Source organism: Bradyrhizobium sp. I1.14.4 (genome assembly GCF_050435825.1).
In the GTDB taxonomy this organism is placed as follows: Bacteria; Pseudomonadota; Alphaproteobacteria; order Rhizobiales; family Xanthobacteraceae; genus Bradyrhizobium.
The window spans coordinates 17,600-30,506 of the sequence record NZ_JBNDLA010000040.1 but is presented as its reverse complement, the minus strand read 5'-3'; the positions used below and the strand labels follow the sequence as shown (position 1 = coordinate 30,506).

General features: G+C 64.7%; 14 protein-coding genes and 1 pseudogene. 8 read left to right on the top strand and 7 right to left on the bottom strand.

Annotated elements, in window-relative coordinates; all coding sequences use genetic code 11:
- The 4 genes and pseudogenes from ABIB78_RS36760 to ABIB78_RS36745 form a co-directional block, all read left to right on the top strand.
- Positions 1-113 (top strand): annotated as a pseudogene (locus tag ABIB78_RS36760) (chemotaxis protein CheW); the annotation flags it as partial.
- A 63-nt stretch (positions 114-176) separates the two neighbouring features.
- On the top strand, positions 177-542 hold the full coding sequence (locus ABIB78_RS36755) for a response regulator (RefSeq protein WP_018273268.1): 366 nt from the start codon (positions 177-179) through the stop codon (positions 540-542).
- Positions 543-617: 75 nt separating this feature from the next.
- Positions 618-1,769 (top strand): protein-glutamate methylesterase/protein-glutamine glutaminase, encoded by a 1,152-nt coding sequence (locus tag ABIB78_RS36750; protein ID WP_429033899.1) that lies wholly within the window; start codon positions 618-620, stop codon positions 1,767-1,769.
- On the top strand, positions 1,766-2,635 hold the full coding sequence (locus ABIB78_RS36745) for a CheR family methyltransferase (RefSeq protein WP_429033897.1): 870 nt from the start codon (positions 1,766-1,768) through the stop codon (positions 2,633-2,635). The genes ABIB78_RS36750 and ABIB78_RS36745 overlap by 4 nt, the downstream gene beginning before the upstream one ends.
- Positions 2,636-2,828: 193 nt before the next feature.
- Here ABIB78_RS36745 and ABIB78_RS36740 read toward each other — a convergent pair whose 3' ends face one another.
- The 5 genes from ABIB78_RS36740 to ctrA form a co-directional block, all read right to left on the bottom strand.
- A complete protein-coding gene (locus ABIB78_RS36740; RefSeq protein ID WP_429033895.1) occupies positions 2,829-3,986 on the bottom strand; it encodes a glutathionylspermidine synthase family protein in 1,158 nt (385 codons plus the stop codon).
- 41 nt (positions 3,987-4,027) lie between these two features.
- Positions 4,028-4,246: a hypothetical protein gene (locus tag ABIB78_RS36735; RefSeq protein ID WP_429033893.1), complete on the bottom strand. Its 219-nt coding sequence runs from the start codon at positions 4,244-4,246 to the stop codon at positions 4,028-4,030.
- 118 nt (positions 4,247-4,364) lie between these two features.
- Positions 4,365-4,766 carry a hypothetical protein gene (locus ABIB78_RS36730; protein WP_429033892.1) on the bottom strand — a complete coding sequence of 134 codons (402 nt, stop codon included), beginning with the start codon at positions 4,764-4,766 and terminating at the stop codon, positions 4,365-4,367.
- 16 nt (positions 4,767-4,782) lie between these two features.
- Entirely contained in the window at positions 4,783-5,187 is a 405-nt protein-coding gene (locus tag ABIB78_RS36725; protein WP_429033890.1) for a DUF350 domain-containing protein, read from the bottom strand.
- A 180-nt stretch (positions 5,188-5,367) separates the two neighbouring features.
- Positions 5,368-6,069 carry a response regulator transcription factor CtrA gene (ctrA, locus tag ABIB78_RS36720; RefSeq protein ID WP_016848562.1) on the bottom strand — a complete coding sequence of 234 codons (702 nt, stop codon included), beginning with the start codon at positions 6,067-6,069 and terminating at the stop codon, positions 5,368-5,370.
- A gap of 367 nt (positions 6,070-6,436) precedes the next feature.
- Here ctrA and fliI point away from each other — a divergent pair, with 367 nt between their 5' ends.
- From fliI to ABIB78_RS36700, 4 genes are all read left to right on the top strand, one after another.
- Entirely contained in the window at positions 6,437-7,762 is a 1,326-nt protein-coding gene (gene fliI / locus ABIB78_RS36715) for a flagellar protein export ATPase FliI (protein WP_429033887.1), read from the top strand.
- Positions 7,763-7,870: 108 nt separating this feature from the next.
- Positions 7,871-8,290 (top strand): flagellar export protein FliJ, encoded by a 420-nt coding sequence (gene fliJ, locus ABIB78_RS36710; RefSeq protein ID WP_016848565.1) that lies wholly within the window; start codon positions 7,871-7,873, stop codon positions 8,288-8,290.
- A gap of 200 nt (positions 8,291-8,490) precedes the next feature.
- Entirely contained in the window at positions 8,491-9,036 is a 546-nt protein-coding gene (locus tag ABIB78_RS36705) for a sigma-70 family RNA polymerase sigma factor (RefSeq protein ID WP_429033885.1), read from the top strand.
- 3 nt (positions 9,037-9,039) lie between these two features.
- Entirely contained in the window at positions 9,040-10,008 is a 969-nt protein-coding gene (locus ABIB78_RS36700; RefSeq protein WP_429033883.1) for an anti-sigma factor, read from the top strand.
- Positions 10,009-10,232: 224 nt separating this feature from the next.
- Here ABIB78_RS36700 and ABIB78_RS36695 read toward each other — a convergent pair whose 3' ends face one another.
- A complete protein-coding gene (locus ABIB78_RS36695) occupies positions 10,233-10,433 on the bottom strand; it encodes a hypothetical protein (RefSeq protein WP_429033881.1) in 201 nt (66 codons plus the stop codon).
- A 319-nt stretch (positions 10,434-10,752) separates the two neighbouring features.
- Positions 10,753-12,891, bottom strand: a complete 2,139-nt coding sequence (gene flhA / locus ABIB78_RS36690; RefSeq protein ID WP_429033880.1) for a flagellar biosynthesis protein FlhA — start codon at positions 12,889-12,891, stop codon at positions 10,753-10,755.
- Between the last annotated feature and the right edge of the window lie 16 nt (positions 12,892-12,907).

Sequence of the window (12,907 nt, the reverse complement as noted above, 5' to 3'; positions counted from 1 at the left end):
ATCCCGGCATGGCCAGGCTCGCCGGCGGTGTCCACCGCCTCGACGGCCAGCTCATGGTCGTCCTCGATGTCGATCGCGTGCTCGAACTGGTGCCCGATGCCAAAGCGGCCTGAGACGGGCCGATGGAACTGAAGAACTGAAACATCCCACCGGGGATGAGGAAGTAGAGGTCGCAGATGAGAACGTGTCTTGTTGTCGATGACTCAAGCGTCATTCGCAAGGTCGCCCGCCGCATCCTGGAAGGGCTCGATTTCCAGATCGTCGAAGCCGAGGACGGCGCGAAAGCGCTCGAGGCCTGCAAGCGTGCGATGCCCGAGGCGGTGCTGCTCGACTGGAACATGCCCGTGATGGACGGCTACGAGTTTCTCGGCAATCTCCGCCGGATGCCCGGCGGCGATCAGCCCAAGGTCGTGTTCTGCACCACCGAGAATGATGTCGCGCATATCGCACGCGCGCTGCATGCCGGTGCCAACGAATACATCATGAAGCCGTTCGACCGGGACATCGTGACCGCGAAGTTCCAGGAAGTCGGGTTGATCTAAGTCTGCGTTCGATCCGGCGGCAGAAGCCTTCGGCTCAACGGTTGTTGTGCGTCGTGTTGCGTCGCTGGTGAAGTCATGAGTGTTGCGTTGACAAGTGCTGCGGTCCCGACATCGACCCGTACCGACAAGGTGCGGGTGATGGTGGTCGACGATTCCGTGGTCATCCGCGGGATGATCTCGCGCTGGATCGGCGCCGAGCCGGACATGGAGGTCGTGGCCTCGCTGCGCACCGGCCTCGATGCAGTCAACCAGCTCGAGCGCATCAACCCCGACGTCGCGGTGCTCGATATCGAGATGCCCGACCTCGACGGCATCTCGGCGCTGCCGCAACTGCTGGCGAAGAAGCGCGATCTCGTGGTCATCATGGCCTCGACGCTGACCCGCCGCAACGCGGAGATCAGCCTGAAGGCGCTGTCGCTCGGCGCGTCCGACTACATTCCGAAGCCGGAGAGCACGCGCGAGGCCACCGCCGCAGAAACCTTCCGCCACGACCTGATCCAGAAGATCCGTCATCTCGGCGCCAAGGCGCGGCGCAGCATACACACGACGGCCAGCCCGCCGCTTGCGCCCGGCCACGACAGAGCGCGCACGGTGGCTCCCGCCGCGCCGGCCCAAATCGTGCGCCGTTCGTTCGGCTTGCTGCAGCCGAAGGTGTTGCTGATCGGCTCCTCGACCGGTGGCCCGCAGGCGCTGATGGCGCTGGTAGCAGAAATCGGTTCTGTGATCGATCGCGTGCCGGTGCTGATCACCCAGCACATGCCGCCGACCTTCACCACCATCCTCGCCGAGCATCTGGCGCGCACCAGCAAGCGGCCGGCACATGAGGGGATCGACGGCGAGAGCATCAAGCCGGGCCAGATCTATCTGGCACCGGGCGGACGCCACATGCGCATCGCCCGCCACGGCATCGATGCCACGATCGCGCTCGACGACGGGCCACCGGTCAATTTCTGCAAGCCCGCGGTGGATCCGATGTTCACCTCCGCAATCGATGTCTGGCAGGGCAGCATCATATCGGTGATCCTGACCGGCATGGGCTCCGACGGCATGCGCGGCGGCAAGGACATCGTCGCGGCCGGCGGCAGCGTGATCGCCCAGGACGAAGCGACCAGCGTGGTGTGGGGCATGCCCGGTGCCGCGGTCCATGCCGGTATCTGCGCTGCGGTGCTGCCGCTCAATCAGATCGCACCGAAGCTTGTTCGCGTGTTTTCGGGAGACCGTTCGTGACGCCGCTGGACTATGAGTATCTGCGTAAGCTGCTGAAAGAGCGTTCCGGCCTCGATCTCTCCGCCGACAAGCAATATCTGGTCGAGAGCCGTCTGCTGCCCTTGGCGCGCAGGTCGAACCTCGCCGGCATTCCCGAACTCGTCCAGCGGATCAAGGGCGGCGCCGAGGCGCTAACCTCGGAAGTGGTCGAGGCGATGACCACCAACGAGACCTTCTTCTTTCGCGACAAGATCCCATTCGATCATCTCAAGGAAGCGGTGCTGCCGGCGCTTGCGCAGGCGCGTGCCGCGCGCCGCAGCCTGCGCATCTGGTGTGCGGCGTCGTCGACCGGGCAGGAGCCGTATTCGATCGCGATGCTGCTGAAGGAAATGACCGCACTGTTCACCGGCTGGCGGATCGAGATCATTGCCACCGACCTGTCGCAGGCGGTGCTGGAAAAGTCCAAGGCCGGCCTGTTCAGCCAGTTCGAGGTGCAGCGCGGCCTGCCGATTCAGCTGCTGGTGAAGTATTTCGCGCAGAAGGGCGAGCTCTGGCAGCTCAACGCCAATATCCGCGGCATGGTGCAGCACCGCCAGCTCAATCTGCTGCAGGACATTTCACATCTCGGCACTTTCGACGTGATTTTCTGCCGCAACGTGCTGATCTATTTCGATCAGCAGACCAAGGCCTCGATCTTTGGCAAGATCGCGCGAATGCTCGAGCCCGACGGCGTGCTGGCGCTCGGTGCCGCAGAATCCGTGGTCGGCATCACCAACCTGTTCAGGCCCTATCCCGACCGCCGCGGGCTCTATCAGCCGAGCACCGTCCCGGTCGCGCGCGCCGGCGCCGCGCATGTGCTGAAGGCGGTTGCGTCCGCTGCGCGGTAAGTGCAAGTCTTCCCGAGTTAAGTGGCCTCGCTCTCTACCCGTCATCCTGAGGAGCGCGCTCTTGCGCGCGTCTCGAAGGATCAACGGCCACCGGTTGGGCCGTGCATCCTTCGAGGCTCGCCCAGCGGCGCAAGTGCGCCGCAAGGCTCGTACCTCAGGATGACGGGGAAAGAGACGCGTTAGCTTCGACGCTCTACAAAATCGCGTGCGGCAGGAAGCGCGAGGTATTGCCTGTGATTGGGTTCTCGTCCTCGCGGATCGACAGCCCGCACGGCGTGTGGTCCACCAGCCAGCTTCCGAGCACGGGATACTGCCCGGAAAAATTCGGCAGCGGCGCGAGCGCCTGCCGGATGAAGCCCTCGGCGCCGTAGGGCCCTTCCTCCGCGACCAGGGTGACGCCGGCGCTAACCAGTTCGACATTGGCGCCCTCGCGCGAATAGATCGGCTTGCGCACGAACGAAGTGCCGAGCTGGGCGGCGTGGGGGTCGTCCTCGAAATAGGCCGGCAGCAGATTGGGGTGGCCTGGAAACATCTCCCACAACAGCGGCAGGATGCCCTTGTTGGACAGGATCGCCTTCCATGGCGGCTCGATCCATTGCGTCGGCGCACTCGCAAGGTTCTTGCCGAACGCGTCGTGAAACATCCACTCCCATGGATAGAGCTTGAAGGCGAGCGCGATCGGGCGTTCGTCGAGGTCGACGAACTGTCCGTCGTTGCGCAGCCCGATCTCTTCGATGTCGAGCAGCGTCGTCTTCAGCCCGGCTTGCGCGGCGGTGTCCTCGAGATAGGCGAGCGTGCCGGTGTCCTCGGCGTTACCGGTCAGTCCCGTGAGATGCAGCGGGTGGGTCGCGCCGATTGTCTTCCAGGCCTCGATCAGCCGTTCGTGGATCGAGTTGAACTGGTCGGCGCGCTTCGGGACGATGTTGCGTTGGATCGCCTGTTCGAGCCAGGTCCATTGAAACACCGCCGCCTCGAAGATCGAGGTCGGCGTGTCGGCATTGTATTCGAGCAGCTTCGCCGGGCCGCTGCCGTCGAATGTGAGGTCGAGCCGACCGTAGAGGCTCGGGTTCTTGCGGCGCCAGCTTGCCGCGATCAGGTCCCAGAACGCCTCCGGTATCTTCAGCCGGCGCAGATAGCGTTCATCCTTGACCGCACGCCCGGCGAGTTCGAGGCACATCGCATCGATCTCGCTGCTCGGCGCCTCGATCGAACGCTCGATCTCGTGCAGCGTGAAGGCGTAATAGGCGCGCTCGTCCCAGTAGCGCTCGCCTTCGATGGTGTGGAAGGTGAAGCCGGCATTCTCGGCGGTCGTCCGCCAATCGTCGCGCTCGGGACATGCGATGCGTTGCATGAGGGGACCGTGATCTTCAGACGACCTGCGTCAGCTTCGTGTCAGCTACCACCATGCGAGACATCGTCGTCGCCGTAGCGCGCGATGGTGCGCGGTGCGCTGCCGAAGCCGCCGGAGGGCGACGATTGCTCGGGGTTTTTCTTCGGTCGGTGCGCTGCATGGTGGTGACTGCGGGCATGGCCTGGCGTCAGGCCCATCGACGCTGCGCCGATCGCGACACTTCCCATCAGTTTCAGCCATACGCGGCGCGAGCGTTTCATGGACGCGATCCCTGCCATTTGCCTTGCCGTTTTGCGGAGCCGCGCCGAGTGTCCATCAGCTACGATCGCCGGGCAAGCGAAAGCGCGATGACGCACCGATGACACGGCAAGGTGCGTGTCAGCTCCCGCCGAAGCCGAACGCATGCGCGAACGAGCCGAAGCCGCCGCGGCTCACCGACGAGCTTGACGATGAACTCGACGAGGAAGAAGAGCCGCTCGACGAGGAGCTGCCACTGTAGAAGCTGCTGCGCGACGAGCTGCCGCCAGATCCGGACGACGAACTGCGCGGGGCGCAATCGGCGCCGGGTTGCGGGGCGACCGGCGCGGTGACGCCCGGCGGCGGCTGGATGGGCTGGCAATTCGGCCGCGGCATCAGTGCGTAGGCGCTGCCGCCGACCGTGAGCGTGCCCATGACAAGCAACGCGACATGGCTGGAGCGCTTGGAGGGCGGATCCGGCGGCGGCAGCGCCGGTCCGACCGGCCGCCGTTTGCCGAAGTCCGGGTTGGGTTTGCGCGCCATGGTTTGGCTCAACGGCTCAGTAGATCATGCAGGCCGCGTTCAGCGCGCCTGCGGCCAGCGAGGACAGCCCGAGCCAGATCGCCGGCGCAAGCTCGCCGGAGGCGATCCGCGCCGACAGGTTCGGCACCGGGATCTTCACGATGTAATAGACGATGATCTGCACGATCAGCGCGATGATGCTCCAGACCAGGCAGTCGACCACATTGGCGGAGTGGGCAATCGCGCTGACCACCGGCAGCACGAAGCCGAGCAGGCTCAAGCCCAGCGCAATCGCCGCCGCCGGATCATTGTCGCGGATCAGCTGGAATTCGTCGTGCGGCGTGACGCGCGTGTAGACGAAGAGGTAGGCGACCACGGCGATCAGCGCGGTGCAGAAATAGACCAGGAACGCCGGCAGGCCGGCGAGGGATTGCAGGATCATGTCGGGGCGGTCCGGGAGTTCGACGGGATTCGCGCGACGGAGGATTGCACGTTCCCTTGGTCGATGCATGCCGGGAGCGGGTTCAATCCCAAACAAAAACCCCGCCATTGCGGCGGGGTCCAAGTCGAAAGTGAAGTCGGGAGGAATGAACCTTGCGGTTCTCTGCGGGCACTCTGAAGGTCAGGCGGGAATGCGCTCGTCGGCCTCGTGCGGCTCGCGCAGCACGTAGCCGCGGCCCCACACGGTCTCGATGAAATTGCGGCCCTCGGAGGCGTTGGCGAGTTTCTTGCGGAGCTTGCAGATGAAGACGTCGATGATCTTCAGCTCCGGCTCGTCCATGCCGCCGTAGAGATGGTTGAGGAACATTTCCTTGGTGAGCGTGGTGCCCTTGCGGAGCGAGAGCAGCTCCAGCATCTGGTATTCCTTGCCGGTCAGGTGCACGCGCTGGCCGCCGACCTCGACCGTCTTGGTGTCGAGATTGACCACGAGATCGCCGGTCTGGATGACCGACTGGGCGTGACCCTTGGAGCGGCGCACGATCGCGTGGATGCGGGCGACCAGCTCATCCTTGTGGAAGGGCTTGGTCATGTAGTCGTCGGCGCCGACGCCGAGACCCTTGACCTTGTCCTCGATGCCGGCGAGGCCGGAGAGGATCAGAATGGGAGTTTTGATCTTCGACACCCTGAGCTGCTTGAGCACGTCGTAACCGGACATGTCGGGCAGGTTGAGGTCGAGAAGGATGATGTCGTAGTCGTAAAGCTTGCCGAGATCGACGCCCTCTTCGCCGAGGTCCGTCGTGTAGACGTTGAAACTCTCGGACTTGAGCATCAATTCGATCGACTGCGCGACGGCGCTGTCATCTTCAATCAGCAAAACGCGCATGCCAGTCCCCTATAGTCGCCGCTCCGGGCGTCAGGTCGGCCGCACTTGCGGCACTCACAAAACGCCTTTGAACAACTGATTCGGATCCTGACGAGATATGGTTAACAAAAACTGATTCCTTCACGCAAGCTCTAACCGTGCAATTTTTGTCGAATCGCCCTAAGATGTTGCGTAAAAGAAGGTTTTCCTACCCGCGCTCGTTCAGTTTCCACATTAAGAGACGGGCCTAACCGACTCTCGCGACTCGCCCTTCTTCTGATGGGCGAGCGACCTCAGTCACCAAAGACAGTGACGCAATGATTAATGATGCGGGTAAACACGAAGTTAAGCGGCCGGAGCAAAAACGCGGAAACTTAAGGTTTTCGCAATGAAGGCGCTTGCGGAGCAGATCGGCGACATCGACGGCGTCAATATTTATGGCCGCGTGGTCGGCGTCCGCGGGCTCATGGTCGAGATCGCGGGACCGATTCACGCGATGTCGGTCGGCGCCCGCATCGTGATCGATGGCGGCGCTGGCCGCTTCATCGCCGCCGAGGTGATCGGCTTCTCCGGCGAGAACGCGGTGGTGATGCCGTTCGGCGGGCTCGAGGGTGTCAGGCGCGGTTGCCGCGCCGTCATCGCCAATGCGGCGAGCCAGGTGCGGCCGTCGCCGGCCTGGCTCGGCCGCGTCGTCAACGCGATGGGCGAGCCGATCGACGGCAAGGGCCCGCTGCCGCAGGGCGCCTCGCCGATGTCCTACCGCAACTCGCCGCCGCCGGCACATTCGCGCAAGCGGGTCGGTCCGCCGCTCGATCTCGGCGTGCGCGGTCTTAATACCTTCCTGACCTGCTGCCGTGGCCAGCGGCTCGGCATCTTTGCCGGCTCCGGCGTCGGCAAGTCGGTGCTGCTGTCAATGCTGGCGCGCAATGTCGATGCCGCGATCTCCGTGATCGGCCTGATCGGCGAACGCGGCCGCGAGGTGCAGGAATTCCTCCAGGAGGATCTCGGCGAGGAGGGGCTGGCGCGCTCGGTCGTGGTGGTTGCGACATCGGACGAGCCGGCGCTGATGCGGCGTCAGGCGGCGTATCTGACGCTCGCCATCGCGGAGTATTTCCGCGACGAGGACCAGGACGTGCTGTGCCTGATGGACTCGGTGACGCGCTTTGCGATGGCACAGCGCGAGATCGGGCTTTCGGCGGGCGAGCCGCCGACCGCCAAGGGCTACACGCCGACCGTGTTCACCGAATTGCCGAAGCTGTTGGAGCGGGCAGGGCCGGGCGCCGGCGCCGGCACCATCACCGCGATCTTCACGGTGCTGGTCGACGGCGACGATCATAATGAGCCGATCGCGGACGCGGTCCGCGGCATCCTCGACGGTCATATTGTAATGCAGCGGGCGATCGCCGAGCGCGGCCGCTATCCCGCGGTCAACATCCTCAAGTCGGTCTCGCGCACCATGCCGCGGTCCGCCGACCCCAACTTCCTGCCCTTCATCAACAAGGCACGGCAGGTGATGGCGACCTATGCCGACATGGAGGAATTGATCCGGCTTGGCGCCTACCGCCCGGGTTCCAGCCCCGAGGTCGACGAGGCGATCCGGCTGCATGAGCCGCTGGAAACCTTCCTGCGCCAGGCCAAGGACGAGGCCACCGGCCTGGGCGACGGCTACCGGCAACTCGCTCAAATCCTGTCGGGTTTGGAAACGGAACGCTAACTTTGTCAGGCCATCATCGCCGGCACACCATAGTTATGCCGGCGGGGCCCAGGGGGGAGCCGGTTCTGTCCCGCGTTCAGAATTGGGACTTCTGGGGAGTATGAGTCGATGAAGTCACGTGAAACGCTGATCCGCCTGAAGAAGTTTCAGGTCGATGAAAAGCGCCGCCGGGTTACCCAGATCGAAGGCATGATCGCCGACTTCCAGCGCATGTCGGTCGAGCTCGAGCGCGAGATTCAGACCGAGCAGGAGCGCGCCGGGATCAACGACCCCACGCACTTCGCCTATCCGACTTACGCGAAGGCTGCGATCCAGCGCCGCGAGAACCTGACCCGCTCGGCCGACGAACTGCGCGCCCAACTCGACGACGCCAAGGCGCTGCTGTCGGAAGCGTTCGAGGAATTGAAGAAGGTCGAGCTGCTCGACGAGCGCGATCAGGCGCGCGAACGCGCGGAGGAGAGCGCTCGCGAACAGGCCGACATGGATTCGATCGGCCTGATGCGGGCCCGTCTCGGCGTCATCGCCTGATACCTCGCTCCCTCCGCTGACCACCTTGAGAGCCCGGGCCGATCGCCCGGGCTTTTTGCCGGGCGCTGTCCACAAGCCGGCGACTTGTCAGCCACTTGGCGGATCGTGCTGTCCCAAAATATGCTACCACCGGTCCAGACCGGATAATCCGCAGCACGGTGGCAATGACGCGATGGGGGATGCAGGCTTGGAGGCGCTAAATGCTGACGCCGGCTGAGCTGGTCTGGCTGGTCGCCGCCGTCGCGAAGGGGGATGAGGCCGCCTTTGAGCGGCTGTACGCCGCGACCCGCGCGAAACTCTTCGGCGTCGTGCTCCGTATCTTGCGGCGACAGGACCTCGCTGAGGAGGTCATCCAGGAGGCTTACGTCAAGATCTGGAACAGCGCCGGGCAGTTCAATCCGGCCCTGTCTTCCCCGATCACGTGGATGACGTCGATCGCGCGCAACCGCGCCATCGATGTGGTGCGCAAGCGCGGCGAGGTTTCGCTGGAGGAGGAGCCGGCGGCGATGGAAGTCGCGGCCGACTCGCCCGATCCGCTGGCGCGACGGGAAATGACGGAAGAGTTGAAGCGGTTGCTGGAGTGCGTCGGTCGTCTGGAGCCGGATCGCCAGAAGCTCGTGCTGCTTGCCTATTACAACGGCTGGAGCCGCGAGCAGCTCGCCGCGAAATTCGAGACACCGGTGAACACGGTGAAGACTTGGCTGCGCCGCAGCCTGATGGATATCCGGGAGTGTCTTGGACTCTGATCGATGGCCTATAGCGAAGACCATATCGCGCTCGCCGCGGAATATGCGCTCGGCACGCTCGATGCCGACGAGCGCACGCAGGTCGAGACCATGATGGCCGTCGATACCGAGTTCGCCGCGCTGGTGCAGGCCTGGGAGTCCAGGCTCGGGCCGCTGAACCAGATGGTCGGGCTGGTCGAGCCGCGTCCGGTGGTCTGGGAGAACATCAAGGCCGCGGTCGGCCATGCCGGCGTACCGCAGGCGCCGCTGCTGCTGCCCGAGACGCCGGCCGCGACGGTGACGCCGCCGCCGATCACCGACGATCCTGAATTCGGCTCGGCGTTCGATCCGGAGCCCCCGCAGCTGCCCGGGATGCGGCGACCGGCCGAAATCCGGCAGTCACCGGTCCAGCCACCTGTTGGCGCCGACGCCGGCAACGTGATCGCGCTTGCGGGCCGCGTGAAGCGCTGGCGCGGCATCGCGTCGGCCGCGACCGCGATCGCAGCCGCGCTGCTGGTGACGCTCGGCCTGCAGATCTACCGGCCCGACGCCTTGCCGAATGCGATCCGGCCGAAGCCGCGCATCCAGACCGTCGAAGTGAAGGCGCCGGCGCCGGCATTCACACCATCGGCGCAATATGTCGCGCTGTTGCAGGGGCAGAATGGCGGGCCGGCATTCATCCTCACCATCGACGGCGCGACCAGGAATTTTACCGTCCGCAAGGTCGGCGCCGCGTCCGAGCCCGGCAAGAGCTTTGAGCTCTGGCTGATCTCCGACAAGCTGCCGCAGCCGCGCTCGCTCGGCGTGATCGGCGCTGATGATTTTACCGCGCGGCCGGTGCTGTCGGGCTACGATCCCGATGTGATCAACGGCGCCACCTACGCCGTGACGGTCGAGCAAGCCGGCGGCTCGCCGAACGGCCAGCCGACCTCGGCGCCGATCTTCACCGGCAAACTGATCGAGACGGTGCCGCCGGGTTCGACGCCGCGATAGGCCAGCGCACCGCGTCGTCGGAGGTGGCTCGCAGTGACGTGGATAGTGCGCGCCGGCCTGTCACCTGCGCAATTGAGCTGCGCCATCCGCACAAAAAAGAAAACGCCCGTGGGGAGCGGGCGTTTTCGATAGTCAACTTGGGGGTAGTTGGGGGTCTTAAATATCCACGCAGCGACTTTGGGGGGCTGTAAAGAGCACTACGTGAATTCCGTGAAACTCTCCTGTTAGCGGACGAGCGAGTTGCTCGAGCTGGTGATCGCGACCGGCTTACCGGCCTTCGTGATACGTGCCGTCTGGGTGTAACCCTCGTCCGACGAATTGTGCGCCGAGATGCCGAATCCGGCGACCAAGATACCGGCGACCAGAGCCACGACCACAATCTTCAGATGCGTCGAACGATCAGCGCTGTAGATCGAGTGGTTCATGGAAGTCACCTGCCGCCTTCCCGCTCTCTGTAAATCTGTCGGTTCGGTCTACCGCCTGGTTCAACGTCTCGTGCCCCGCTAACGTAGGATTTGCCGATTCCGTTCCCTAGGGGGTATCACAAGGGCGTGATGAGACGTGATCCGTCGCGATCGAAAATCTCCGGCTGTCGCCGAAAACGACATTAATTACTTGTAATATCAGTATCTTGCTGAAGTGTCGGGCGGCGGCGTCCAGGATAGGTCCGTTTCGGGCGGTTCCACACAAATCAGTTGCCTGTGGCACGAAAACACAATCGAAAACGCAAGTGATTTGCGGCCGCTAGACGCTGCCGACCGTCTTCAGCCGGGCCCGAGGATGGATCTCGGCCTGCGACAAAACGGTGGTCTGCGAGCGGAACCGTTCCACCAAAGAGCGAACGAATGGCCGGATCGCGGCGGACGTCACCAACACCGGCGCCTCACCTTCGCGGGCAGCCTGCTCGAAGGCGTTGCGCACGGCGGTCATGAATTCCGAGAGCTTGGAGGGCTGCATCGCCAGGCTGCGGTCGTCGCCCTGGCCGACGATCGACTCGGCGAAGGCCTGCTCCCAGCGCGCCGACAGCGCGATCAGCGGCAAATAGCCGTTCGGCGAGGTGTTCTGGGCGCAGATCTGCCGGGCGAGCCGGGCGCGGACGTGCTCGACCATGGTGGCGGGATTGCGCGAGAATGCCAGCGCGTCGGCGATGCCCTCGAGGATGGTCGAGAGATCGCGGATCGAGATCCGCTCGGCGAGCAGCAATTGCAGCACGCGCTGGATGCCAGACACCGTGACCTGGCTCGGCACGATGTCCTTGATCAGCTCGCCTTGCTCCTTCGGCAGGTCCTTCAGCAGCTTCTGCACCTCGCCGTAGGACAGCAGGTCCGCCATGTTGGTCTTCAGCAGCTCGGTCAGATGCGTCGACAGCACCGTGGCGGCGTCGACCACGGTATAGCCCTTCAGCGCGGCCTCCTCCTTCAGGCCGGCGTCGACCCAGGTCGCCGGCAGGCCGAAAGTCGGTTCGATGGTGTGGATGCCGGGTAGCTGCACCTGGTTGCCGCCGGGGTCCATGACCATGAACTGGCTCGGCCAGATCTTGCCGGTGCCGGCGTCGACTTCCTTGATCTTGATGACGTAGCTGTTGGCCTCGAGCTGCACATTGTCGAGGATGCGCACCGCCGGCATCACGAAGCCCATCTCGATCGCGAGCGAGCGGCGCAGCGCCTTGATCTGCTCGGTGAGGCGGTCGGTGCCGTCGGGACCGTTGACCAGCGGCAGCAACGCGTAGCCGAGCTCGATCTTCAGGTCATCGATCTTCAGCGCGGCGGCGATCGGCTCGTCCGCAGCGGCCGCGGCGGCGGCCGCGGCTGCAGCTGCCGCGGGGGCAGCGGCCGCTGCTGTTTCGGCCGCTTTCGCAGCCCGCTTCTGCTTGCGCGCGTTCCAGGCCAGCATTGCGGCGCCGGAGCCGAGCGCCAGGAACGGCAGGGTCGGAATGCCCGGCAGCAACGCCAGCACCAGCATGACGCCGGCCGACATGCCGAGCGCCTGCGGATAGCCGGAGAGCTGGCGCATCAGCGCCTTGTCGGCGGCGCCGGTGATGCCGGCCTTGGAGACCAGCAGGCCGGCGGCGGTCGAGACGATCAGCGCGGGCACCTGGGTGACGAGGCCGTCGCCGACGGTCAGCACGGTGTAGGTGCGGGCGGCTTCGCTGAAGGAGAGGCCCTGCTGGGCGACGCCGATGATGATGCCGCCGACGATGTTGATGCCGACGATCAAGAGGCCGGCGATGGCGTCGCCGCGGACGAATTTTGAGGCACCGTCCATCGCGCCGAAGAAGCCGCTTTCGTCTTCCAGCGCCTTGCGACGTTCCTTGGCGGCCTTCTCGTCGATCAGGCCGGCGGACAGGTCGGCGTCGATCGCCATCTGCTTGCCGGGCATCGAGTCCAGTTGGAAGCGCGCCGCGACTTCGGCGATGCGGCCCGAGCCCTTGGTGATGACCACGAAGTTCACGATCACCAGGATCGCGAACACGATGATGCCGATCACGAAGTTGCCGCCCATCACGAAGTTGCCGAACGCCTCGATGACGTGGCCGGCGGCTGCCGTGCCCTCGTGGCCGTGGCTCAGGATCAACCGGGTCGAGGCCATGTTCAGCGATAGCCGCAGCATGGTCGAGATCAGGAGGATGGTCGGGAACGACGAGAATTCCAGCGGCGTCTGGATGAACAGCGAGGTCATCAGGATCAGGATCGAGACCGTGATCGAGACCGCCAGGAAGAGGTCGAGCACGATCGCGGGCAGCGGCAGGATCAACACCACCAGAATGGTGAGAACACCGATCGCCAGCGCGATATCGCCGCGCTTCAGGATGTCGCCGATCTCGCCGAGGCTCGGCAATCCGCTCTTGCTTGCCGTGCCCTGACCCGCCGTGACGTCGACCATGGTAGCCGCTCTCCCC

Bases quoted from the DNA above. Each gene is read 5' to 3' on its own strand.
- flhA (WP_429033880.1), bottom strand. From the start codon at position 12,891: ATGGTCGACGTCACGGCGGGTCAGGGCACGGCAAGCAAGAGCGGATTG.
- ABIB78_RS36695 (WP_429033881.1), bottom strand. From the start codon at position 10,433: ATGAACCACTCGATCTACAGCGCTGATCGTTCGACGCATCTGAAGATT.
- ABIB78_RS36700 (WP_429033883.1), top strand. From the start codon at position 9,040: ATGGCCTATAGCGAAGACCATATCGCGCTCGCCGCGGAATATGCGCTC.
- ABIB78_RS36755 (WP_018273268.1), top strand. From the start codon at position 177: ATGAGAACGTGTCTTGTTGTCGATGACTCAAGCGTCATTCGCAAGGTC.
- ABIB78_RS36740 (WP_429033895.1), bottom strand. From the start codon at position 3,986: ATGCAACGCATCGCATGTCCCGAGCGCGACGATTGGCGGACGACCGCC.
- ABIB78_RS36750 (WP_429033899.1), top strand. From the start codon at position 618: ATGAGTGTTGCGTTGACAAGTGCTGCGGTCCCGACATCGACCCGTACC.
- ABIB78_RS36705 (WP_429033885.1), top strand. From the start codon at position 8,491: ATGCTGACGCCGGCTGAGCTGGTCTGGCTGGTCGCCGCCGTCGCGAAG.
- ABIB78_RS36725 (WP_429033890.1), bottom strand. From the start codon at position 5,187: ATGATCCTGCAATCCCTCGCCGGCCTGCCGGCGTTCCTGGTCTATTTC.
- ABIB78_RS36730 (WP_429033892.1), bottom strand. From the start codon at position 4,766: ATGGCGCGCAAACCCAACCCGGACTTCGGCAAACGGCGGCCGGTCGGA.
- ctrA (WP_016848562.1), bottom strand. From the start codon at position 6,069: ATGCGCGTTTTGCTGATTGAAGATGACAGCGCCGTCGCGCAGTCGATC.
- fliJ (WP_016848565.1), top strand. From the start codon at position 7,871: ATGAAGTCACGTGAAACGCTGATCCGCCTGAAGAAGTTTCAGGTCGAT.
- fliI (WP_429033887.1), top strand. From the start codon at position 6,437: ATGAAGGCGCTTGCGGAGCAGATCGGCGACATCGACGGCGTCAATATT.
- ABIB78_RS36735 (WP_429033893.1), bottom strand. From the start codon at position 4,246: ATGAAACGCTCGCGCCGCGTATGGCTGAAACTGATGGGAAGTGTCGCG.